Annotated in this window: 20 protein-coding genes; 15 read left to right on the top strand and 5 right to left on the bottom strand. The window is 63.1% G+C overall.

Annotated elements, in window-relative coordinates:
* Positions 1–2 precede the first annotated feature (2 nt).
* The 15 genes from nuoC to rpoH all read left to right on the top strand — a co-directional run bounded on the left by nuoC (position 3) and on the right by rpoH (position 17,923).
* Positions 3–1,760 (top strand): NADH-quinone oxidoreductase subunit C/D, encoded by a 1,758-nt coding sequence (nuoC, locus tag EK23_RS19235; RefSeq protein WP_268748198.1) that lies wholly within the window; start codon positions 3–5, stop codon positions 1,758–1,760.
* A gap of 1 nt (position 1,761) precedes the next feature.
* The gene (gene nuoE, locus EK23_RS19230) at positions 1,762–2,235 is read left to right on the top strand and encodes an NADH-quinone oxidoreductase subunit NuoE (protein ID WP_045227022.1); all 474 of its coding nucleotides are present in this window, start codon (positions 1,762–1,764) and stop codon (positions 2,233–2,235) included.
* Positions 2,235–3,518 (top strand): NADH-quinone oxidoreductase subunit NuoF, encoded by a 1,284-nt coding sequence (nuoF, locus tag EK23_RS19225; protein ID WP_045227021.1) that lies wholly within the window; start codon positions 2,235–2,237, stop codon positions 3,516–3,518. The genes nuoE and nuoF overlap by 1 nt, the downstream gene beginning before the upstream one ends.
* Complete coding sequence (nuoG, locus tag EK23_RS19220) at positions 3,511–6,255, top strand: NADH-quinone oxidoreductase subunit NuoG (RefSeq protein WP_082054352.1); 2,745 nt, start codon at positions 3,511–3,513, stop codon at positions 6,253–6,255. The genes nuoF and nuoG overlap by 8 nt, the downstream gene beginning before the upstream one ends.
* Before the next feature lie 360 nt (positions 6,256–6,615).
* Positions 6,616–7,569, top strand: a complete 954-nt coding sequence (nuoH, locus tag EK23_RS19215) for an NADH-quinone oxidoreductase subunit NuoH (protein WP_045227020.1) — start codon at positions 6,616–6,618, stop codon at positions 7,567–7,569.
* A gap of 5 nt (positions 7,570–7,574) precedes the next feature.
* Positions 7,575–8,090: an NADH-quinone oxidoreductase subunit NuoI gene (nuoI, locus tag EK23_RS19210; RefSeq protein ID WP_045227019.1), complete on the top strand. Its 516-nt coding sequence runs from the start codon at positions 7,575–7,577 to the stop codon at positions 8,088–8,090.
* A gap of 370 nt (positions 8,091–8,460) precedes the next feature.
* Positions 8,461–8,967 (top strand): NADH-quinone oxidoreductase subunit J, encoded by a 507-nt coding sequence (nuoJ, locus tag EK23_RS19205; RefSeq protein ID WP_045227018.1) that lies wholly within the window; start codon positions 8,461–8,463, stop codon positions 8,965–8,967.
* Entirely contained in the window at positions 8,964–9,296 is a 333-nt protein-coding gene (gene nuoK, locus EK23_RS19200) for an NADH-quinone oxidoreductase subunit NuoK (RefSeq protein WP_045227017.1), read from the top strand. Before nuoJ ends, nuoK begins: the two co-directional genes overlap by 4 nt.
* Positions 9,293–11,125 carry an NADH-quinone oxidoreductase subunit L gene (gene nuoL / locus EK23_RS19195; protein ID WP_045227016.1) on the top strand — a complete coding sequence of 611 codons (1,833 nt, stop codon included), beginning with the start codon at positions 9,293–9,295 and terminating at the stop codon, positions 11,123–11,125. The genes nuoK and nuoL overlap by 4 nt, the downstream gene beginning before the upstream one ends.
* Positions 11,122–12,585 (top strand): NADH-quinone oxidoreductase subunit M, encoded by a 1,464-nt coding sequence (nuoM, locus tag EK23_RS19190; protein WP_045227015.1) that lies wholly within the window; start codon positions 11,122–11,124, stop codon positions 12,583–12,585. Before nuoL ends, nuoM begins: the two co-directional genes overlap by 4 nt.
* Complete coding sequence (locus EK23_RS19185; protein ID WP_045227014.1) at positions 12,582–14,009, top strand: NADH-quinone oxidoreductase subunit N; 1,428 nt, start codon at positions 12,582–12,584, stop codon at positions 14,007–14,009. The genes nuoM and EK23_RS19185 overlap by 4 nt, the downstream gene beginning before the upstream one ends.
* Positions 14,010–14,277: 268 nt before the next feature.
* The gene (locus tag EK23_RS19180; RefSeq protein ID WP_045227013.1) at positions 14,278–14,742 is read left to right on the top strand and encodes a ferritin family protein; all 465 of its coding nucleotides are present in this window, start codon (positions 14,278–14,280) and stop codon (positions 14,740–14,742) included.
* 134 nt (positions 14,743–14,876) lie between these two features.
* On the top strand, positions 14,877–15,644 hold the full coding sequence (locus EK23_RS19175) for a Nif3-like dinuclear metal center hexameric protein (protein WP_045227034.1): 768 nt from the start codon (positions 14,877–14,879) through the stop codon (positions 15,642–15,644).
* Between the two features lie 34 nt (positions 15,645–15,678).
* Positions 15,679–16,920, top strand: coding sequence for a formate/nitrite transporter family protein (locus EK23_RS19170; RefSeq protein WP_052808364.1), 1,242 nt, complete (start codon positions 15,679–15,681; stop codon positions 16,918–16,920).
* A 145-nt stretch (positions 16,921–17,065) separates the two neighbouring features.
* A complete protein-coding gene (rpoH, locus tag EK23_RS19165; protein WP_045227012.1) occupies positions 17,066–17,923 on the top strand; it encodes an RNA polymerase sigma factor RpoH in 858 nt (285 codons plus the stop codon).
* Between the two features lie 214 nt (positions 17,924–18,137).
* Here rpoH and EK23_RS19160 read toward each other — a convergent pair whose 3' ends face one another.
* The 5 genes from EK23_RS19160 to EK23_RS19140 form a co-directional block, all read right to left on the bottom strand.
* Positions 18,138–18,989 (bottom strand): SDR family NAD(P)-dependent oxidoreductase, encoded by an 852-nt coding sequence (locus EK23_RS19160; protein ID WP_045227011.1) that lies wholly within the window; start codon positions 18,987–18,989, stop codon positions 18,138–18,140.
* A complete protein-coding gene (locus tag EK23_RS19155; protein ID WP_045227010.1) occupies positions 18,986–20,161 on the bottom strand; it encodes a radical SAM protein in 1,176 nt (391 codons plus the stop codon). Before EK23_RS19155 ends, EK23_RS19160 begins: the two co-directional genes overlap by 4 nt.
* The gene (locus EK23_RS19150) at positions 20,158–21,381 is read right to left on the bottom strand and encodes a glycosyltransferase family 4 protein (protein WP_045227009.1); all 1,224 of its coding nucleotides are present in this window, start codon (positions 21,379–21,381) and stop codon (positions 20,158–20,160) included. Before EK23_RS19150 ends, EK23_RS19155 begins: the two co-directional genes overlap by 4 nt.
* Before the next feature lie 98 nt (positions 21,382–21,479).
* Complete coding sequence (gene wecB / locus EK23_RS19145) at positions 21,480–22,529, bottom strand: non-hydrolyzing UDP-N-acetylglucosamine 2-epimerase (RefSeq protein ID WP_045227008.1); 1,050 nt, start codon at positions 22,527–22,529, stop codon at positions 21,480–21,482.
* 12 nt (positions 22,530–22,541) lie between these two features.
* A complete protein-coding gene (locus EK23_RS19140) occupies positions 22,542–23,105 on the bottom strand; it encodes an SGNH/GDSL hydrolase family protein (RefSeq protein ID WP_045227007.1) in 564 nt (187 codons plus the stop codon).
* Between the last annotated feature and the right edge of the window lie 320 nt (positions 23,106–23,425).

Below are 23,425 nucleotides of genomic sequence, written 5' to 3'. Positions count from 1 at the left end.
TCATGCAACAACCAGCAGGCGTGGAACCCATCGAGCAGGCCTTGCATGCGCGTTTCGGCGCGAACAGCATCTACCGGCAATTCACCGCCGACGGCATACCGACCTTCTGGGTGGAACGGGATCAACTGTGCCCGGTGCTGAGCTTCCTCAAGGAGCAGGTGCCGCAGCCCTATCCGCTTCTGCTCGATCTGACAGGGGTGGACGAGCGCACCCGCAGCCATCGAGAGGGCTTGCCGCCCAGCGATTTCACCGTCGTCTATCACCTGCTGTCCTTCCAGCGCAATGAGGATCTGCGGCTGAAGCTGGCCCTCACCGGCGACGAGCCTGCCGCGCCTTCCATCACCGGCATCTGGCCCATGGCCAATTGGTACGAGCGCGAGGTGTTCGACCTGTTCGGCATCCGCTTCGAGGGACACCCGAACCTGCGCCGCATCATCATGCCGCCGACCTGGAAGGGCCATCCGTTGCGCAAGGACCATCCCGCCCGCGCCACCGAACTGGAGCCCTACAGCCTGAGTGACGACGCCCGCGACTTCGAGCAGGACGCCCTGCGCTTCGTGCCGGAGGAATGGGGCATGCAGCGGGAGAGCGAGAACAGCGACTTCCTCTTTCTCAACCTGGGCCCCAACCACCCCAGCGTGCATGGTGTATTCCGCATCGCCCTGCAACTGGACGGCGAGGAGATCATCGACGCCGTGCCCGACATCGGCTACCACCACCGCGGCGCGGAAAAGATGGGCGAGCGCCAGTCCTGGCACACCTACATTCCCTACACGGACCGGGTGGATTACCTGGGCGGGTCCATGAACAACCTGCCCTATGTCATGGCGGTGGAAAGGCTCGCCGGCATCCAGGTGCCCGAGCGCGCCCAGGTGATCCGGGTGATGATCTCCGAGTTCTATCGTATCGCCAGCCATTTGCTGTTCTACGGCACCTTCGCCCAGGACGTGGGACAGATGTCGCCGATCTTCTACATGTTCATCGACCGGGAGAAAGTGTTCGCCATCATCGAATCCTTCACCGGCGCTCGCATGCACTCCAGCTTCTTCCGCATCGGCGGCGTCGCCCTGGACCTGCCGGAAGGCTGGGACAGGCTGATCCGGGAATTCATCGCCTATTTCCCGGCGCGCCTGGACGAATACGACCGCACAGTGATGAAGAACAAGCTGATCCAGCGCCGCACCATGGGTGTGGGCGCCTATACCACGGGAGAGGCCATCGAATGGGGCGTCACGGGGGCGGGCCTTCGCGCCACCGGCATGGGCTGGGACTACCGCAGGGCGCGGCCTTATTCCGGCTACGAACGCTTCGAGTTCGACATTCCGACCGCAACCAAGGGCGATTGCTACGACCGCTGCGCTGTGCGCGTCGAGGAAATGCGGCAGAGCCTGCGCATCATCGAGCAGTGCGTGAACAATATGCCGGAAGGGCCCTACAAGGCCCACCACCCGCTCACCACGCCGCCGCCCAAGGAAAGGACCATGCACGACATCGAGACCCTGATCCAGCATTTCGTGAACGTCAGCTGGGGGCCGGTAATCCCGCCGGGCGAGGCGGCTATGACCATCGAGGCCACCAAAGGCCTCAACAGCTATTACCTGACCTCCGACGGAGGCACCATGTCCTACCGCACGCGCATCCGCACGCCGTCGTTCCCGCACCTGCAGATGATCCCCCTGATGAGCCGGGGCATGATGGTGGCGGACCTGATCGCCATTCTGGCCAGCATCGATTTTGTCATGGCGGACGTGGACCGATGACATGAACCTGACAGCAGAGGAAATCGAAGCCATCCGCGCCGAAGCCGCCCACTACGAGCAGGCCTCCGCCGCCTCCATCGAGGCGCTGAAGATCGTTCAGGCCCATCGCGGCTGGGTTTCCGACGAGAACCTGGCGGATATCGCCGAACTTTTGGGCATGTCGCCGGCGCAACTGGACGGCGTGGCCACCTTCTACAACCTGATCTACCGCCGGCCGGTGGGGCGCAAGGTGATCCACTATTGCAACAGCGTGAGCTGCTGGATGCTGGGGGCCGAGGACCATCGCGAGTACCTGCAGCAGAAGCTCGGCGTCAAGCTGGGCGAAACCACCGCCGACGGCGAATTCACCCTGCTGCCCATCGTCTGCCTGGGCGCCTGCGACAAGGCGCCGGTGATGATGGTGGGCGATGAAACCCATATGAATGTGGACCGCGCCGCCATCGACCGTATCGTTTCGACCAGGGGGGGAAGCTGATGGGCAAGCCCCTGACCCGGAATATCAAGCCCGACGGCACCGCCGCCAGCCTTAAGGAATGCATCAAGTCCGGCGGCTACGAAGGCCTGCGCAAGGCTCTCAAGGACTACCAGCCGGAAGAAGTCCAGCACCTGGTCAAGGACGCGGGCCTGAGGGGGCGCGGCGGGGCCGGGTTCCCCACCGGCGTGAAATGGAGTTTCGTGCCCATGGGCGAGAACACGCCCAAGACCAAGTACCTGGTGGTCAACGGCGACGAAATGGAGCCGGGCACCTTCAAGGATCGGTTGCTGATCGAAGGCGACCCGCACCAGTTGGTCGAGGGCGTGGCGGTCAGCGCCTATGCCATCCAGGCCTCCACCGCCTATATCTTCCTGCGCGGCGAATACCACCTGGGCGCCGCCCGGCTGCGCCAGGCCATCGCCGAGGCGCACGCGGCTGGCTACCTCGGGACGAACATTCTGGGCTCGGACTTCAGCCTGGAGGTGCATTTGCACACCAGCGCCGGGCGCTACATTTGCGGCGAGGAGACCGCCCTGATCAATTCCCTGGAAGGCAAGCGCGCCAACCCCCGGGCCAAGCCGCCCTTCCCGCAGGTGTCGGGCCTCTGGGGCAAGCCCACCATCGTCAACAACGTGGAAACCCTGTGCAACGTGCCCCACATCGTCCATTACGGAGCGGAGTGGTTCAAGGGCCTGAGCCGTGGCCCCGACGCCGGCACCAAGCTCTACGGCGTGAGTGGCCGGGTCAAGCGGCCCGGCGCCTGGGAGCTGCCCATGGGCGTCACCGCGCGCGAGATCATCGAGGAACACGCCGGCGGCATGCAGGACGGCTACAAGCTGCGCGGCTTCCTGCCGGGCGGCGCTTCCACCGACTTCCTGCTGCCGGAACATCTGGACGTGCCCATGGACTACGGCTCCATCGGCAAGTGCGGCAGCCGCCTGGGCACCGGCACCATGATCCTGCTCGACGACCAGACCTGCCCGGTGCGCATGGTGCTGAACCTGGAACAGTTCTTTGCCCAGGAATCCTGTGGCTGGTGCACTCCCTGCCGCGACGGCCTGCCCTGGACCGTCAGCCTGCTGCAGGGCCTGGTGGATGGCCGGGGCCGGCCCGAGGACCTGGCCACCCTGGAGCGGCTGTGCGGGTTTCTCGGCCCCGGCAACACCTTCTGCGCCCTCGCGCCGGGCGCCATGGAGCCGCTGCAGAGCGCGCTCAAACATTTCCGCAGCGATTTCGAAGCCTATCTGCCCCGCGTCGCCGCCGCCGGAGCCGCCCATGCCTGAGCAGACCACCGCAAAATCCCAGGCCCAGGCCCAAACTCAGGAGGGGGGCGTGCGGGTCCAGATCGATGGCCAGGAGTACACGGTCAAGAGCGGCGACAACCTGCTCAAGGCCTGCCTGGAACTGGGCCTGAATCTCCCTTATTTCTGCTGGCACCCCGCCCTGGGGTCGGTGGGCGCCTGCCGCCAGTGCGCCGTCATCCAGTATCAAAACGCCGAGGACACCCGCGGCCGCATCGTCATGGGCTGCATGACCCCGGTCACGGAAGGCATGCGCGTCTCCCTCAAGAGTCCCGAGGCGGTGGACTTCCGCGGCGAAATCATCGAGCTGCTGATGACCAACCACCCCCATGACTGCCCGGTCTGCGAGGAAGGCGGCGAGTGCCATTTGCAGGACATGACCGAAATGTCCGGCCACACCTTCCGCCGGTTCCGCGGCCATAAACGCACCCACCGCAATCAGGATCTGGGGCCCTTCATCAATCACGAGATGAACCGCTGCATCGCCTGCTACCGCTGCGTGCGCTACTACCAGGATTACGCCGGCGGCGATGACCTGCAGGTGTTCGCCTCCCACAATCACGTCTATTTCGGCCGCCACGAGGACGGCACCCTGGAGAACGAGTTCAGCGGCAACCTGGTGGAGGTCTGCCCCACCGGCGTGTTCACCGACAAGACCTTCAGCGCCCACTACGCGCGCAAATGGGATCTGCAGTCCGCCCCATCGGTCTGCGTGCACTGCGCGGTGGGCTGCAACACCAGCCCGGGCGAGCGCTACGGCAGCCTGCGCCGCATCGTCAACCGCTACCACGGCCAGGTGAACGGCTATTTCCTCTGCGACCGCGGCCGCTTCGGCTACGACTTCGTCAACAGCGCCAAGCGCCTGCGCCGCGCCACGGTGCGCAGCCAGCCGCCGCTGGATGGGCAGGGCGCGCGCAACCTGTTCGGGCGCATGCTCACCAAGGCGCGCAAGGCCATCGGCATCGGTTCGCCCCGCGCCAGCCTGGAGGCCAACTTCGCCCTACGCGATCTGGTGGGAGCGGAGAACTTCTACGCCGGTGTCAGCGCCACCGAGCACGCACAGATGCGCTCGCTGCTGGAGATCCTGCGCGGCAAGCCGCTGCGCCTGGCCTCCATCCACAATGCCGAGCAGGCCGATGCGGTCCTGGTTCTGGGCGAAGATCCGACACAAACCGCGCCGCGTCTGGCCCTGGCCCTGCGCCAAGCCGTTCGTGGACGCGCCCTGGAAATTGCCGATCAACTGCGCATACCCCGCTGGCAGGACGCTGCCGTGCGCAACGCAGCCCAACAGGAACGCAGCCCGCTGTTCGTGGCAAGCCCCGCGCCGACGCGGCTGGACGACATCGCGCTCAAGACCCTGCGTGCAGCGCCGGGCGAACTGGCACGCTTCGCCTTCGCCGTGGCGCACGGCATCGACGCGGCGGCACCCGCCGTCCAGGGTCTGGATGATTCGATGCGCGCAGTGGCCGAAGTAGCGACGGAAGCCCTCGCCGGGGCGAAGCGCCCATTGATCGTCTTTGGCATCGCCAGCCCGGCCCTGCTGCAAGCCGCCGCGCAGATCGCCCAGGCCCTCGCCACGCGACTGGGCGCGGCCACCGATGTCCACGTCATGCTCCCTGAATGCAACAGCCTGGGGCTGGCCCTGCTGGAAGCCCATCCCCTGGAGCAGGCCTTTGCCGCCGTGTCTTCGGGTGCTGCCGACACCGTGGTGATCCTGGAGAACGATCTGTACCGGCGCGCAGCCCGGTCCGCCGTGGAAGGCCTGTTCGCCGAAGGCCTTCAGACCATCGTCATCGATCATCTCCAGACCGAGACCGCGCGCAGAGCGAGCCTGGCGCTACCCGCGGCGAGCTTTGCGGAAAGCGAAGGCACTCTGGTCAGCAGCGAGGGGCGAGCACAATGCCACTTCGCAGCCTTTCCGCCGGCGGGCGACGTGCGCGAGAGCTGGCGCTGGCTGGACGATGCCCGCGAAAACCCCAGGCAGCATATCGATGCCCTGACCGCCGCCTGCGCCGAGGCCATCCCGGCCCTGCAGGAGGTCGTGCGGGTCGCGCCCGGCGCCGGCTTCCGCATCCTGGGGCAGAAGATCCCGCGGCAAACCCATCGCTACAGCGGCCGCACCGCCATGCTGGCCAATGTGCGCATTCATGAACCCAAGCAGACGGTGGATCAGGAATCGGCTCTGGCCTTCTCCATGGAAGGCATCCAGAACGGCCGCCCGCCGGCGCTCAATCCTTACGTATGGGCCCCCGGCTGGAATTCCAACCAGGCCGTGGGCAAGTTCCAGGCGGCGATTGGCGGCGCCCTGCGAGGCGGCGATCCCGGCGTCAGGCTCCTCGAGCCGCAGGGCCCAAGGAATCCTGAATGGCACGCCCCCCCCGCGACGGAGAAGGCGCTACCAGCCGGCACCCTGCGACTGATCCCCTTGCCTCACATTTTCGGTAGCGAGGAATTGAGCGCGTTCGCCGACGCCATCGCCCAGCGCGCCCCGGCGCCTTACCTGGCCTTGTGTCCGGAGGACGCTGAAAAGCTGCGGCTGAAGGCGGGAGACATCGTCGCGGTGCCCCTATCCGGCGAAACGCGGCAACTGCCGGTTTCCATCCTGCCCGGTCTGGCAGCGGGGCTGGCGGGCATTCCGGCCGGATTGCCGGGGCTGCCGTGGATTGGAGATGGAGAACAAATTTGGGAAGTTCGGGGGGGCGGAAATGTGGGCAGTTGATGCCACCCGAGTCGAGGAAAAACCAGTGTCGCTACGCGACGCTCTTTTGATTCCGGTTCTCGCACCGGAAGGCGAGGTCCTTTCTTTTGCGTCGCCAAAAGAAAGGACCCAAAGAAAAGGCGACCCGGAGGCCACGCGCCGCTCGCGGCGTACCCTGTGCTCCTCGCTTTCTCCGGGAGCCGGCAGAAGGTTCGTCCCTGTCCCTCTGCCGCCGCGCGGCATCCTTGCCGCGCCCCTTCGGGTAAGCCCCATCGAAAGCTGCGGTGCTCGGCGCGGCCTACGGGATACAAACCTTGGCTCTCGCGAATCTGCGGGCTGCCCGGAGAAGCCCCGGTCGCTTGGAACCAAAGGGGAAAGGCCATGAACCAGATCGGTTCTCCCGCTGACATCATCGGCATACTGGCCGCCGTGCTGGCGGTGGCCGCCCTGTTGATTTGGGTGGAGCGGCGGCTCATCGGCATCTGGCAGGACCGGTTGGGACCCAACCGACTGGGGCCCTTGGGCCTGTTGCAGGTGGTCGCGGACATGGTGAAGATCTTCTTCAAGGAAGACTGGATACCACCCTTCGCCGACAAGCCGGTGTTCATCATCGCCCCCGCGATCATCATGTTCTGCATGCTGCTGGGTTTCGTGGTGGTGCCCTTCGCGCCGGGTATCGGCATCATCGATTTCAATTTCGGCCTGCTGTACTTCTTCGCCCTCTCGTCCCTGGCGGTCTACAGCCAGGTGCTGGCGGGCTATGCCTCCAACAACAAGTACGCCCTGCTCGGCAGCCTGCGCGCCGCCGCCCAGACCCTCAGCTACGAAGTCTTCATGGGCCTGGCGGCAATGGGCGTGGTAATGATGGCGGGTACCTTCAACCTGCGTGACATCGTCGAGGCCCAGAAGGGCCTTTGGTTCTGCGTGCCGCAGATACTGGGCCTGGCGGCCTTCGTGGTGGCGACCGTGGCCGAGAGCCACCGCGCACCCTTCGACCTGCCCGAGGCCGAGCACGAGATCGTCGCCGGCTTCCATACCGAATATTCGGGCATGAAGTTCGGCATGTTCTTCGTCGGAGAATACCTGGGCGTCACCCTCAGTTCCGCCATCATCGTCACCCTGTTCTTCGGCGGCTGGCTGGGGCCTTCGTTCCTGCCGCCTCTGGCCTGGTTCATCCTGAAAACCTCGGTGTTCATCATCTTCTTCATCCTGATCCGGGCCGCCCTGCCGCGCCCGCGCTATGACCAGTTGATGGCCTTCGGCTGGAAGGTGATGCTGCCCCTCACCCTGGTCAACATCGTCATTACGGGCGGCATCGCCCTGGCGGGAGGATAGCGCCCATGTTCAGCCACCTTCGCACCCTCTGGGGCGTCCTGAAACACACTTTCATGCCGGCGGATACGGTCCAGTATCCGGAGGAGCGGCCCCATCTGTATCCGCGCTACCGCGGCCGCATCGTGCTGACCCGCGATCCGGACGGTCAGGAGCGCTGCGTGGCCTGCAACCTGTGCGCGGCGGCCTGTCCCGTGGATTGCATCGCCCTGCAAAAGGCCGAGGACGAAACCGGCCGCTGGTACCCGGAATTCTTCCGCATCAATTTCTCCCGCTGCATCCTCTGCGGCCTGTGCGAGGAAGCCTGCCCCACCTACGCCATCCAGCTCACGCCGGATTTCGAGATGTGCGAGTACGACCGCCGCAACATGGTGTACGAGAAGGAGCACCTGCTCATACAGGGTACGGGCAAGTATCACGATTACAACTTCTACCGGGTCGCCGGCATGGCCATCGGCGGCAAGGACAAGGGGGAGGCGGAAAACGAGGAGCCGCCCATCGACGTGAAGAGTTTGTTGCCCTAGCTTCTGCGGTCCTACCCGGAACCGCGAATGGCTTTGCATCGCTACGCGATAGCTCATTTTGGGGTGGGTTCTCGCGCCCACGGGCGAGGTACTTTCTTTTGCGTCGCCAAAAGAAAGTACCCAAAGAAAAGGCGACCCGGAGGCGGCTTTACCCTCCGCTTCTCGCTTGACGACGGGGTCTATCGAAGGTCCATCCCTGTCCCTCGATAGACGCGCTTCATCCGTGAAGCGCCCCTTCGGGCGGTTTCCGTCGTAAAGCTGCGATGCTCGGCGCCGCCTACGGGACGATGGGCACAGCGTATCGCTCAGTGCAAAGGAACCGACATTCTGACAACGGCGTAAAGCGTAGAAAAAGAACAAAGGTGACCCCTTGGAACTCACGATCTTCTACATTACCGCTCTGATCGCCCTGGTTTCCACCACCATGGTGGTGATCCAGTTCAACGCGGTGCACGGCCTGCTCTACCTGATCGTGTCGCTGCTGGCCTCGGGCTTCATCTTCTACCTGCTGGGCGCCTACTTCGCCGCGGTGCTGGAGGTCATCATCTACGCCGGCGCCATCATGGTGCTGTTCGTGTTCGTCATCATGATGCTGAACCAGGGCAAGGCCACCGTCGAGCAGGAGAAGCGATGGCTCTACCCCGGCATCTGGCGCGGACCGGTGATCCTCACGGCGCTGCTGCTGGCTGAACTCCTGTACACCCTCACCACCACGCCGGTGGGCTTTGCCGGGCATGTGGTGGATTCCAAGCACGTGGGCATCACCTTGTTCGGACCCTATCTCCTGACGGTGGAAGCCGCGTCCATGCTGCTCCTGGCCGGGCTGGTGGGCGCCTATCACCTGGGCCGTCCCTTGAGTGGGAGATCCGCGCCATGACGCCGATTCCGATGGAGCACGTGCTGATCGTGGCGTCCCTGCTGTTCGCGGTTGGCATGGTGGGCCTGCTGGTGCGGCGCAACCTGATCGTGATGCTGATGTCCATCGAGATCATGCTCAACGCGGCCGGCCTGGCCTTCATCGCTGGCGGCTCGCGCTGGGGCCAGCCGGACGGGCAGGTGATGTTCCTGCTGATCCTCACCCTGGCGGCGGCGGAAATCGGCGTGGGGCTTGGCCTGGTGATGCAGATCTACCACCGCTACAAGAGCCTGGACGCGGACGCCCTGAACCAGATGCGGGAACTGCCGGAAGGGGGGGAGGCCTCATGATGAACCTGCTCTGGCTCGTGCCCAGCCTGCCGCTGCTGGGATTTCTCATCCTGGTGCTGTTCCAGGAGCGGCTGCCGCGAGCCGCCGTGCCATGGGTCGGCGCGGGCTCGGTGGGCCTGGCCGCCCTGGTCAGCGGCCTGGCCGGGCAGGAGTTCCTGACCCAAGCCAACGAGGCGGCGTTCCGTCAGGTGCTGTGGACCTGGCTCGGCGTCGGCGATCTGAAGGCCGATTTCGCCCTCTACCTGGATGCCCTGTCCCTGAACATGCTGTTCGTGGTGACCGGTATCGGCTTCCTCATCCACGTCTATTCCGCCGGGTACATGGCGGACGACCCCGGCTACGCGCGCTTCTTCGCCTACATGAACCTGTTCGTGTTCGCCATGCTGATGCTGGTACTGGCGGACAACCTGCCCCTGCTGTTCCTGGGCTGGGAGGGCGTGGGCCTGTGCAGTTATCTGCTGATCGGCTTCTGGTGGGACAAGCCGGAAAATGGCTATGCGGCGCGCAAGGCCTTCGTGGTCACCCGCGTCGGCGACACCGCCATGGCCCTGGGACTTTTCCTGCTGTTCACCCAACTGGGGTCACTGAACATCCAGGAGACCATGACCCGCGCCCAGGCCCACTGGCAGCCGGGCAGCGGCTATGCCCTGGCGGCGGCGCTTTTGCTATTAGGCGGGGCCGTGGGCAAATCGGCCCAGCTTCCCCTGCAGGTGTGGCTGCCCGACGCCATGGCCGGCCCGACCCCCATCAGCGCCCTGATCCATGCCGCCACCATGGTCACCGCCGGCGTCTACCTGATTGCCCGCACCCACGCGGTATTCCTGCTCGCACCCGAAGCCCAGGCCCTGGTGGGCGCCATCGGCGCGCTCACCCTGCTGCTCTCCGGCTTCACCGCCCTGACCCAGACCGACATCAAGCGCATCCTGGCCTATTCCACGGTCAGCCAGATCGGCTATATGTTCCTGGCATTGGGGGCGGGCGCTTGGTCCGCCGCCATCTTCCACCTGACCACCCACGCCTTCTTCAAAGCTTTGCTGTTCCTCGCAGCGGGGGCGGTGATCATCTCCATGCACCACGAGCAGGATATCTTCCGCATGGGCGGTCTTCGAACGCGGCTGCCGGTAGCTTTCTGGAGTTTCCTGATCGGCTCCGCCGCCCTGGTCGCCCTGCCGCTGACCTCGGGCTACGCCAGCAAGCACGAGATCCTGCTCTCGGCCTTCGCCTCCGGCAGCCACTGGCTGTGGGGCGCCGGCGTCCTGGGCGCCGTGCTGACCGGAGCCTATAGCACGCGGCTGATCCTGGTGACCTTCTTCGGACCGGAAAACCGCAACGCCCACGAGCGGCTGCCCTTGTCCATCACCCTACCGCTGGTGCTGCTGGGACTCTTGTCCCTGATCGGCGGCCTGGCCAAGCTGGATCTGGGCTCGGTGCTGCCGGAACCCTCGGGCCATGACGCCGGCTGGCTGGTGGATGGGATCACGCTGGCCGCGCCCTTCCTGGGTATCCTGGCGGCCTATCCCTTCTATTCGGTCGGCCGCGCGAAGGCCGACGCCCTGATGACGGTGCCGGCGGCCATGGACCTGCGCGCCTTCTGGTTTTCCGGCTGGGGCTTCGACCGGCTTTATGAATTCCTGCTGGTCCGTCCCTATTGCCGGCTGGCCGCCCTCAACAAGGCGGACATCGTCGATAGCCCCTTCCGCGCCGTAGCCTTTGTGGCGCGCGCCGCCAATCGCTTTCTCGCCCGCAGCCAGACCGGGAGCCTGCGCTGGTACGCGGCCGGCATGGTGCTTGGCGTGGGCGCCATGATCGCAATGGGGGTCTTCGCATGATCCTGTTCTGGCTGATAGCGGTTCCCCTCATCGGCGGCCTGGGCGCCTGGTACGCGGAGCGCCTGGGCGGGCAACTGACCCGCTGGATCACCCTCGCGGCGTTGCTACTCGACGCCCTGATCCTGCTGCCCCTGTTCGGCGCCGGCGAAACGCCCTGGCTGGCCTCGCTTACCCTGCCCTGGATTCCCCGCTTCGGCGTCAGCTTCCATCTGGCGATGGACGGCCTCAGCCTGATGCTGAGCACCCTGACTCTGTTCCTGGGCCTGATAGCCCTGGGCTGCTCGTGGACGGAGATCAAGGAACGCGTCGGCTTCTTCCACTTCAACCTGCTGTGGACCGTGGCCGGCGTCATCGGCGTGTTCCTGGCCCTGGACCTGCTGCTGTTCTTCTTCTTCTGGGAAACCATGCTGATCCCCATGTATTTCCTGATCAGCATCTGGGGCCACGAGAACCGCGCCTACGCGGCCATCAAGTTCTTCATTTTCACCCAGGTCTCGGGCCTCTTGATGCTCATCGCCATCCTCGCCCTGGTGTTCCTGCACCAGAAGGCCACGGGCAAACTGAGCTTCGATTACCTGGATCTGCTGAACAGCGGCATGGACCTGGCCACCGCGCGCTGGGTCATGCTGGGCTTCTTCCTGGCCTTCGCGGTGAAACTGCCCAGCGTGCCGTTCCATACCTGGCTGCCGGACGCCCATACCCAGGCGCCCACCGGCGGCAGCGTGCTGCTGGCGGGCATCCTGCTCAAGACCGGCGCCTACGGCCTGCTGCGCTTCGTCGTGCCGCTGTTTCCGGAGGCCTCGCGGGATTTCGCCCCCATCGCCATGCTGCTGGGCGCCGTGAGCATCGTCTACGCCGCCAAACTGGCCTTCGCGCAGTCCGATTTCAAGCGACTCATCGCCTACACCAGCGTCAGCCACATGGGCTTCGTGCTGGTGGGCGTGTTCGCCTTCAACGTCTACGCCACCCAGGGCGCGGTGATGACCATGCTGGCCCACGGCATCAGCGCCGCCGCCCTGTTCATGATCGCCGGCGCCCTGCAGGAGCGGTTGCACACCCGCGAGATGAGCCGCATGGGCGGATTCTGGGCCAAGGCGCCGCGGCTTGGCGCGCTGACTCTGTTCTTCTCCGTCGCCGCCTTGGGCATGCCGGGCCTGGGCAACTTCATCGGCGAGTTCCTGGTCCTGCTCGGCGCCTACCGGGTCAGCCTGCCCCTCACCGCCCTGGCCGCGCTGGGTCTGGTGGGCGCGCCCATCTATGCCCTGATCGTGATGCAGAAGGTGTTTCATGGCCCCCCGGCGGAGCACCAGCCCGCCGATTTCCGATGGCGTGAGACCGGCCTGCTCGCGGCGATGATGGCCGCCACCCTCTGGCTGGGCCTGTATCCGCAGCCCATGCTGACGCGCTCTGCGGATGCGGTCGCTGTACTGGAAAAGGCGGCGGGGGAGGCGCACCCATGAACCTGGACATACTCCTCGCCCTGCTGCCCATGATCCTGATTTCCGCCACGGCGGTGGCGGTGATGCTGGCCATTGCCCTGAGGCGGGATTTCCGCCGCGCCCACGGGATGACCGTGGCGGGACTCGTGCTGGCGCTGGCCTCCCTGTGGCTGGCCCGCGACCTGCTTCCCATCGGTCTCACCGGCCTGATGATGATGGACGCCTACGCGGTCTTCTTCAGCGTCCTGTTCCTGCTGGCCGCCCTGGTCTGCACGCTGCTATGTGGCGCCTATTTCGGGCGCGAGGGCGAAGAGGAAATCTTCGTGCTGCTGCTCACCGCCACCCTGGGCGCCCTGATGCTGGCGGCCAGCGTGCATTTCGCCAGCTTCTTCCTGGGGCTGGAGATCCTCAGCGTATCCCTCTTTCCCATGGTCGCCTTCCGCATCCGCGAGGGGAACTCCATCGAAGCGGGGGTGAAGTACCTGATTCTGTCCGGCATCGCCTCGGCCCTGCTCCTGTTCGGCATGGCCCTGATGTACGCCGCCTTAGGGGTCTTGTCCTTTCGCGAACTGGCCGCGGCTTCCTTTGGCAGCCCCCTGGTGGTGGTGGGCGGCCTCATGCTGCTGGCGGGCCTGGGCTTCAAGCTGTCCCTGGTGCCCTTCCACCTGTGGACACCCGACGTCTACCAGGGCGCGCCGGCGCCGGTGACGACCTTCCTGGCCACCGTGTCCAAGGGCGCCGTGTTCGTGCTGCTGCTACGCCTGTGGCAGAACGGGCAGGTGCAGCCGATGGAACCGTTTCAACTGGTCCTGGGGGGCATCGCGGCGATCTCCATCCTCGCCGGCAATGTCCTGGCCCTGTTGCAGCAAAGCCTCAAGCGGCTGCTGGCCTATTCCTCCATCGCCCACATGGGCTACGCCCTGGCGGCCTTCGTGGCAGGCAGTGCCCTGGGCGGGCCGTTCCAGCCGGAGAGCGTGGCCTTCTACTTGGCCGCCTACGTGCTGACCAGCCTGGTGGCCCTGGGCACGGTTTCGGCCCTGTCCTCGGAGGCGGAGGAAAGCGAGCACCTGGAGTGCTATCGCGGCCTGTTCTGGAGCCGCCCCCTGATCGCGGCCCTGCTCACCGTGAGCCTGCTGTCCCTGGCCGGCATCCCGCTCACCGTCGGCTTCGTGGGCAAATTCTATGTGTTCGCCGCCGGCGTGGAAGCGGGGCTGTGGTGGCTGGTGGCCGCCGTGGTACTCGGCAGCGGCCTGGGACTTTATTATTATCTTCGCGTGGTGCTGGTCATGATCGATACGGCCGGCGACCAGCAAACCAGTGAGCCCGCCGGCTCCAGCCTGCTCGCCCTGAGCGGCATGACCCTGGCGGTGCTGGGCCTTGGAATCTATCCCGAGCCACTCATGCAGGCCCTGCTGAGCATGGCGAGGGTAGTCGTGCATCCCTGAAGGAAGGGGGATCGCGTGGCGCAGGGACGCAGCGCAAAACGGCGCGCGCGGGAATCGCCGGCAAGGTCCTCGAAGACTTGCCGGGGTTCGTCACCGGTCCGACCGATGACGAGCGGGACCAGCGGTAGCAGTTCAAGGTCCCGCCGTGAGAGGGGTTCCCACAGGAACTGTCGATTTGCAGTGGATGGAAAGTGCAATTCCGGCGAAGCGGCTGGCCGCCGATCCGGAAGGTCTTAGAAATATAAATACAGAAGGTAGGAGATCTGTCATGCACAACTTTGAACAAGTCAAAGACGTCCTGGACCACGGCCGGCAGTTGCATGCCGACCTCAGGGGATTCTACGAATCCCTCAACGAAAGGGAGCAGCAGGCACGCGTGCACCTGTTGCTAGATTACCTGAGCCGCCATGAGCGGCACCTGGAAGAAACCGTCGCCCGCTTCGAGGGAGAAAGCAGGCGGCAGGTGCTGGACACCTGGATGCAGTACGCCCCCAGCATCGACGTGAACAAGCTCATCAACGTCAAGAGCCTCGCCGCCCATGGCGACATGTCGGTGGACGAGGTGGTGCGCCTGGCCATCGAGTTCGACGACGCCATGGTGGAACTGTACCGGGAGGCCGCCGACGAGGCCGACATTTCCCGCGTCAAGGATGTCTTCCGCAATCTGGTGGAGTTGGAAAGCCACGAGAAGCTGAAGATGGTCCGCGACACCCTGATGTTCGGCGACATGTAGCCACGGACCTCGCACCGGGGTTGCCCGCCCATCCGTGGCGAGCGACCCCGGCGCCTCGTTTCATCCGAACCGGCCCCAAAGCCGGCCGTCTTTTTGCGGCCAATCATTTCTTCCGCACCACCTTCATTGGCACCATGAGTATCCAACGACATGCCCTGGAATCCTACTTCGCCGCCTTGCTGCGGCCCGAGGGCTTCAAGGATTACGGCCCCAACGGGTTGCAGGTGGAAGGCGCGCCGACGATCGACCGCATCGCCTTTGCCGTCTCGGCCACGGCGGAATCCGTTAACGGCGCGGTTGCGTCCGGCGCTCAGGCCCTGGTGGTGCACCACGGCCTGTTCTGGAAGTTCCATGGCGCCAGGCCCCTGGTGGGACCCTTTGCGAAACGCATCTTTCCCCTGGTGCGGCACCAAATCAATTTGTTCGCCTATCATTTGCCCCTGGACGCCCATCCGGAACTGGGCAACGCGGCCATGCTGGCGAAGGGGATCGGATTGCAAGACCTGGAACCCTTCGGCGATTGCAACGGCGCGCCCACCGGCGTGAGAGGCCAACTGGACCAGCCGCTGGACGCCGCTAACCTGCGCGAGCGGCTGGAATCGCTGCTGAAACATCCCGTGTTGTTGGCCTCTCCGGATCAAGCCGGAGCCATCCAGAGCATCGGCATCATCACGGGGGGCGCCAATGGCGACTGGAAGCTGGCCGCAGCGGAAGGGCTGGATGCCTATATCACGGGCGAGATGAGCGAGCACGACTGGCACGAAAGCCGCGAGGCGGGCGTGACCATGTTCGCCGGCGGCCATCACGCCACCGAGCGGCTGGGCATACAGGCTTTAATGGCGCGGTTGGAAGAGGATTTCGGCGCCGACTGCCTGTTCCTGGACAGCGCGAACCCGGCCTGACAGGCTTAAATGGATTCCACTTAAAGGCGAGAGCATGGCCAATAATTCCATCGAAAGCTTGATGCCCCGCGATGTCGCCATGCAGGCGGAAAACGCCGGGGTCATCAAGGCCAATCTGGATTTCATGTCCACCCTGATGCTGTCCCTCCTGGCTGGGGCCTTCATCGGCTTCGGCGCCGTGTTCAGTACCACGGTGATGACGGGCAATGGGCTGGACGGGGCCATCAAGCTCCCCTTCGGCTTGATCCGCCTCATCGGCGCCGCATCCTTCTGCCTGGGCCTGATCCTGGTCACCATCGCCGGGGCCGAGATGTTCACGGGCAACGTCCTGTTGGTGATGGCGGCGGCCAGCCGCAAAATCAGCGCCCGCAAGCTGAGCCGCAACTGGAGCATCGTGTTCCTGGGCAACCTGGTCGGCGCCACGGCCACCGCCTACCTGATCTTTCTCACCGGCCAGTACATGCTGATGAACGGGCAGGTGGGTCGCATGGCCCTGGAGATTGCCCGGGTCAAATGCGAGCTGAGCTTCAGCCAGGCACTGATGCGGGCGCTTTTTTGCAACACCCTGGTGTGCCTCGCCATCTGGCTGAGCCTCTCCGGGCGCACCGCCATCGACAAGGTGGCGGTGATCCTGTTTCCCATCACCGCCTTCGTCACCGCCGGCTTCGAGCACTGCGTGGCCAATATGTACTTCATGTCCATCGCCCTGTTCATCAAGGATGGGGTAGACCCCGGCTACTGGCAGCAGATCGGCGCCAGTGCCGAGCAATTCGCCGCGATTACCTGGAAGAACTATCTGCTCGGGAACCTGCTGCCGGTCACCGTCGGCAACACCTTGGGCGGGCTGGTGGTGGGGCTTATGTACTGGGTCATCTACTGCCGCTCCAACATCATGCTGCGTTCGGAGGACAAGGAACTGCTGCGGCGCCTGACCTATGGCGGCCGTCGCCAGGGCAAGCGGGCGGACGTGCAGGGCATCGCCATCTTCCGCTTCGGCGGACGCCAGTTCCACGGCAAGCTGCGCAACCTGAGCGAAGCCGGGGTGATGGCCGAATTCTACGAAGCCACCGGACTGCCTGTGATCCAGGACAGCATCCACATGGACCTCAAGATCAACAACGGACAACTGGAACTCAACGACCTGCCGGGCATCATCGTCAACAGCAATACGGACAAAAACCTCATGGGCCGGGATTTCCTCACCTACTCGGTCCGCCTGGGCAAGATCAGCGACAAGGCGCGGGCCGAATTGAAAAAGCTGGTCGCGCATAACTAAGCTCCGGACGCGGCGGCTACGAGCAATATTCCGTCCGTAATCATCCCGATGCGCTCCACCCCGGAACTTCTAAAATCGTTAGCACTCCAAAGAGCAGAGTGCTAACATTGTGAACGCTCGATTTGTTGATTCAACAGGAACAACCATGAGTAACGCCTTGTCACTACCGGTCAACCTATCCCTCGGTTCCATCGAGGAGTATGTCGGCGCCGTCAACCTGATGCCCCGCTTCGACGCGGAGGAGGAGCGTGCCCTCGCTCGCCGCTTCCGCGAGGAAGACGATCTGGACGCCGCCCGCCAACTGGTTCTGGCCAACCTGCGTTTCGTTGTACACGTGGCCCGCGGCTACATGGGGTACGGATTGCCGCTGCCCGACCTGATCCAGGAAGGCAACATCGGCCTGATGAAGGCCGTAAAGCGCTACGACCCCGATGTGGGCGTCCGCCTGGTTTCCTTTGCCGTGCACTGGATCCGGGCCGAGATCCATGAATTCATCATCCAGAACTGGCGCATCGTGAAGGTGGCCACCACCAAGGCTCAGCGCAAGCTGTTCTTCAACCTGCGCAAGTTCAAGAACCGTCTGGGCTGGTTCAGCCAGGACGAAGCCCGCGCCGTGGCCGACGAACTGGGCGTGGATGTAAGCAGCGTCTACGAGATGGAGAGCCGCCTGAGCAACCAGGACATGGCCTTCGACGCCCACGCGGAAGATGACGGCGACGAGCGCGAGGTGGCCCCCGCTCAATACCTGCAGCAAGTTAACGCCGATCCGGCGGAAGTGCTGGCGGAGCGGGAATGGGAGTCCAGGGAACAGGAGCGACTCAGCGCCGCCATCGAGGAACTGGACGAGCGTAGCCGGGACATCCTCGCCAGCCGCTGGCTCGCCGAGGAAAAGCTGACCCTGCACGATCTCGCCGCGCGCTACAACGTGTCCGCCGAGCGCATCCGCCAGTTGGAGAACAGCGCCATGAAGAAGCTCAGGAAAACCCTGGCCGCGCCTGCCTGATCGCGGGCCAGGCGATCATCCCGCTACCCAGCCCTGTCGCGCCCGCGACGGGGCTTTTCATTTTGTCCCACAGAACCTTGGGATGTCCCAACCTGGGAGACGCATCATTCGCGGCATGTCCCGAATCGATGCGCTCATATTCACGCAAAACATCCTATTCCGATCGCACCGGATGACCCGCCGGAATTCATCTCGAAGCTGATTTCCAGCGGCATCACTGCTTTCCCGTAGCAAGCGGACGCTTGATGATCCTCTCCTTAAGCCCTTGCGGGAGGAACTGCCAGACCGCCAGTTTCAGCTTCGCTTTCCTGCCCACCACATGGCGGAACGACGGCTTCGCCGTCTGCAGAATCTGCAAGACCTTCCTCGCGACCGGCTGAGCATCCTCGGCGGATTCCCCCATCCTGCCGACCTTCTCCGCCCAATCGCTGAAACTGGCATCCAGATGCGGGTCGGCAAGCGCATCGGAGCGCCCCAGCAAGAGAGCCCTGGCTTGCCGCAGCATCTTCTCCCAATGCGGCGTGCCGATCATGCCAGGGTCGATGACGCTGACCGCGATGCCACTGTTCGCAAGCTCGGCTCGCAGTACCGCGCTGATCGCATATAGCGCGAACTTGGTCGCGCTGTAAGCGCCGGTAAACACACCCGGAATGTAGGCGCTGGTTGAACCGATCATGATGATCTTCCCGGCGCAAGGCTGCAGCAAGGGCAAGCAGTTCCGCACAACCCGCATCGGGCCAACGACATTGACGTCGAACAGGGTCGTCAGTTCCACACTTTCCAGGTATTGGAGCGGTCCGGAGAGACCCACCCCGGCGCAGTTAACCAAGCCCCGCAGTTGGCTTCCGGATTGCGCAATGGCCGTGGCGGCAGCGGCAACACTGTCATCGCTAGCGATGTCCATCGCCAGCGGGATAATCTGTCCGCCCGCCGCGGGCCCGAAAGGCGACGACTGCAGTTTGCGCATTCCCGCGTAAACCGTATACCCCTCCGCCGCCAGCAATTCAGCACAACTGCGACCGATTCCGCTCCCGGCGCCCGTGACGAGAACAGCCTCCTCTGTCATGCCGTGTGGGCTCCTTCGGAGGCGGCATGCGCGGACAGACGGGCTCCCGGCTGCCGATAGCGCGACATGACATAAGCCCAGGCCGGATGTTTCAGCTTGTCGCCCGGCACGGCATGAAAGCCGGCGCTGCCGAAACGCTGTACATAGGTTTTCCAACCAAAATCGCAGACCGTTTCGTAACGGCACTGACGGCACGCGGGAAGGCGGGTCTTTCTCAGGAGTTCGACCCAGCGCGTGAGGCCCGCGACCTTGATACCCAGCCAGCCATTTCGCCAGGGAACGGACCACTCCTTGGCCAGCAGGAACCCGCCGGCACAGATCACGTCGAACGCGAGGCCCTTTAAGCTTGAGCCTGCACGCCGCACCCGATTGCTGAAGTAATAGTTCCAGTCATCCGGGTCGTAGCTTTGCTGGTAGAGGTTCATGACGTATTCCTCATAGCCTTGCATGAAGCAAAACGGAAGATACTTGACACTCACCGGCGGGAGACGGGGCTTAAAGCGATCGATGGCCTCCTTGATGGCGGCCGCCGCTTGCTCATAGTCTACAAAAAAGCGTGGGTCCGTGTTGCCGGCCTCCGCGACCGGACTGAATACCGCCATGTGGATGCATTGCGCTCCCAGGCCCAGCGCCAGCCCGAATATGGCAGGCACATGCCCGACGTTGAGCCCGGTGACCGTGGTCGTAATCCGGCAGCGGACACCCAACTCACGCATATGGGCAAAAGCCTGCAGAATCTTCGAAAAACTGCCGGGAATGGCGGTGTGCTGGTCGTGAATTGCGTCATCAGGGCCATGCAGGGAAAACAGCACGTCGTTCACACCGGCTTGTGCCAGGCGCGCGGCATACCCGGCATTCGCAAGCCTGAGGCCATTGGTGATCAGGGAAATATTGGAAAACCCAAGTTCGCGCGCGTACTTGACCAGATCGAGCAGGTCGCCTCGAATCGTCGGTTCGCCCCCGGTGAATTCCACTTCGCTGGCGCCGAGGCCACGCAAAGCTGCCAACTGTCCTCGCAACGCCTGGTAGGTGGGCTCAAGCTCCACCGGATTGTCGAGAAGGTCCTGATAATAGCAAAAGCCGCAGCGCGCATTGCATCGAAACCCCAGCCGGATCTCACCGCGCTGGGATAAGGGTATCGCTTTCGCAGGCAAACCCGATTCGCGCTTCATCGCACCCCGAGCGAGGCATAAAGCGCAGTGATCCGCTCGACATAACGGGCGCTGGAAAAATTCTGTTCGATCGCACGCTGGCAGGCCGCACCCATTTCCTCAATCCGGCTGGACGGCATTCGCATCACAGCGGCCAAGGTTTCCGCCAAGGCCTCCACCGACCCGCTGGGGAACAGCCAGCCCGTTTCCTCATGCTCAATCAGTTCGGGAATTCCGCCGATATCGGCGCCGATCACCGGGCGGGCCAGCGCGAAGGATTCCAGTATGCTCATCGGATTGTTTTCGTACCATTCCGCAGCCAGCACCGTGGCCCGTGAAGCCAGGATTTCGTCACGCAGGCGATCGGTATCCAGATGGCCGAGAAATTTGACATCGGCCTGGAGACGTTCCGCCAGTTCCCGCAACCCCGCCTCATCAGGACCGTGGCCCGCGAGGCGCAGACCGACGCCCGCCGCTTTCGCCGCCCGGATCAGGGTATGCAGGCCTTTCTCCGCAGAAAGGCGCCCGAAATACAGGAACGACTGGCCAACAGGATGGCCGGAGGCGCTGGAATCGACGTCGACGAAATTGGGAATGTGCACGAAGCGCTCACGCGGCCACCCCCAGGCCACCAGTTTGTCGATATAGAATTGACACGGCGACACAAAGCGGTCGATGTGGCGGCCGTAGGAATCCAATATTTTGTGCAACAGCCCTTCCAGATAAATCACACTGCTCAAGGCCAGGGAATTCTTGATGCAGCGCTGCTTGACCACCTGATGTATTCCGCCATCCTTGCAGCTTTCGCAGATACCCCTTTGGTTATACATATGGTAAGCGGGGCAGGCGATTTTCAAATCGTGCAGCGTCATGATGGCCGGCACGCCAGCGTCATGGATGGCCCCAAGTATCGAGGGCGACAAATGGTGGTAGATACTATGCAGATGACAGATATTCGGTGTTGTTTTTTTCAATAATTGTTGGATGCTTCGCCTGGCTTCCAGCGAATAAATCACTTTCGGTACGCGCCGCAGCTTCTGCCAAAGGGAATAGTTCTCGCCGAACTCCACATCGGTAGCAAAATAGCTTGACCATTCGCTGGGGAGATTCTGTGGATGGCGCATGGCAAATGGGACGACACGCCAGCCCTGGCGCTGAAACAGCTCGTTATGACCGAGGTAAACCACCTCGGAACCATCGCGGCGGTAGTAATAACTGTTGACGGAAAGTAGGGTTTTCAAGTCAAGCTTATCTCGGCAATAGCGAATTCGGTCGTCGGATTCTGTTGCTGCGCATCAATGAAAGACTGGAATCCATCGGCGATACCCTAAATCGCCCATCAACCGAACTCACGCAAAATGCGCTCGAGGATGCGCTGACCCGCACCCGGCCCGCCGTATATCGGCGGCCAATCACGCGAGCGCAAGGCTAAGGCGGCCTGCACGGCGGACACGATATCATCGCCTCTAAAGCCGCTAAGTGCGTTGGCGCCATGCTGCACGGTCAGATGACGCTCGGTATTTTCACGAATCGTCACGCAGGGAACGCCGAGCATATAGGCTTCCTCCTGTATGCACCCGCTATCGGTCAGGACAGCGGCCGCGTGCTTCTGCAAGGATAGTGAATCGAAGATGGGCAAGGGCTCCAGCACAGTGACCTGTCCCAGAATATCCCATGGGATGCCATGCCGCTGCATGGCATCTCGGGTACGGAGATGCATAGGGAGAATCAGGGGACATAGAGATTCGGCAATCCGGGCAAAGGAAGAAAATACCTCGCGCATTCGGTTTGGGCATTCGGTGAATTCCCGCCTGTGCATGGTGGCAAACAGATAAGGGCCTTCGATGATCGTGGGAGGGACCAAACGGGATGCAAAGTCTTCCAGAACGTCGGCTGTCGTATTGCCTTCCACAAAAACCTGCCCTCTGACGGATTTACTGGACCGCAAGGCTTTAGCCTCATATGCGGTGTACGCCACCAACAAATCAGCCACCGAATCGACCATGATGCGGTTGCGCTCTTCCAACATGTATCGGTCGCCCGAGCGCAAACCGGCTTCGATATGGGTCAGGGATATATCGGAATACAGCGCCGCCACGGCACCGGCAAGCGCGGCGGCTGTGTCTCCGTTCACGACGACATGCGTGATCCTATTTTCTCGAAAAGTATCCTGCAGCCAATCGATGGCCGCACCCAACCGATAGGTGCCAGGCAAGTGAAAGTCGGGCTGGTACGCCATATCCTCGTACATGACGGAGCACATCGATTGGGCAACGTGCTGGTTGGTGTGCAATACCCGAAATGGTACGCCCTCATTCCTTAAGGCTTTGACAACGGAGTAATTCTTGACAATTTCAGGCCGGGTTCCCTGCACCACCGCAATGCGCATGCTCTTACGCCGTCAAAACGCAGTGATGGCATCAGCAAAAGCTTGGGCTACCGCTTTGTTTCCCGTCTCGTGAAAGTGAACCGGATCGACAAAACATTCTTGCGACAAACCTTCGAATTCCACCAGCCGGGCAATCGCTGAAGCTTCAACGCAGCGGCGAATGGCGGCGTTATAAGCCGATCGACGCTCACGGGTATCCACGGGGAAAAAGGCATGGCCGTCTGGCCAGATCGGAGGAATCTCTCCACAGTACACCGCACGAAACCGGTGGATTTGCAGCGCCGTCAGAATCTGACGAAAGTACTCTTCAAACACGTCTACCGGCGATCCGTTTCCGACATCATTAGCGCCAATCAAAATGCAGGCCTGATGAACATCCTTGACTTGGTTCAGTTCGCGTCCCATTCGAAACCACAGGTCGCGCGCGGTGTGTCCATTCGCGCTGAAATTGATGACCTGCCAGGCGTAGCGTGTGCGCGAATCCAATAGTTGCCCCAGATACAGAGGGTAGCAGCCATAAGTACGAGCGCCGAATGTCTGGCTGTCGCCCCAGCAGATGATCTTTTGATAATTCATAACGACACAACAGCACGCATCCGCAAGATGCACCCCATCCTTATGGGGCTTAAGTGTATAAATGAAAACGTGACATAGCCCGGCTATACCGTCCGGATGAACTGGAAATCATCGGGGTTTGGCTTGCTTTCGAATCTTTTACGGGCGTGCTTCGAACGACTCGGCAAAATCTACGTGAAATCACAAGAAAGTTCTTACGTGCGCCTACGCATAAATGACAGAGCATGCCCATGCACCGTGGATTTGTCAAAGCGCCGAATGGCATGTAATCGTGACGCAAATCATCTGCTAATTGAGGAGCACAACCGCGCTCCAAATGT

It is taken from the genome of Methyloterricola oryzae (genome assembly GCF_000934725.1).
GTDB lineage: Bacteria > Pseudomonadota > Gammaproteobacteria > Methylococcales > Methylococcaceae > Methyloterricola > Methyloterricola oryzae.
The sequence above is the reverse complement of the archived record's forward strand: the minus strand, read 5'-3'. Positions and strand labels throughout refer to the sequence as shown.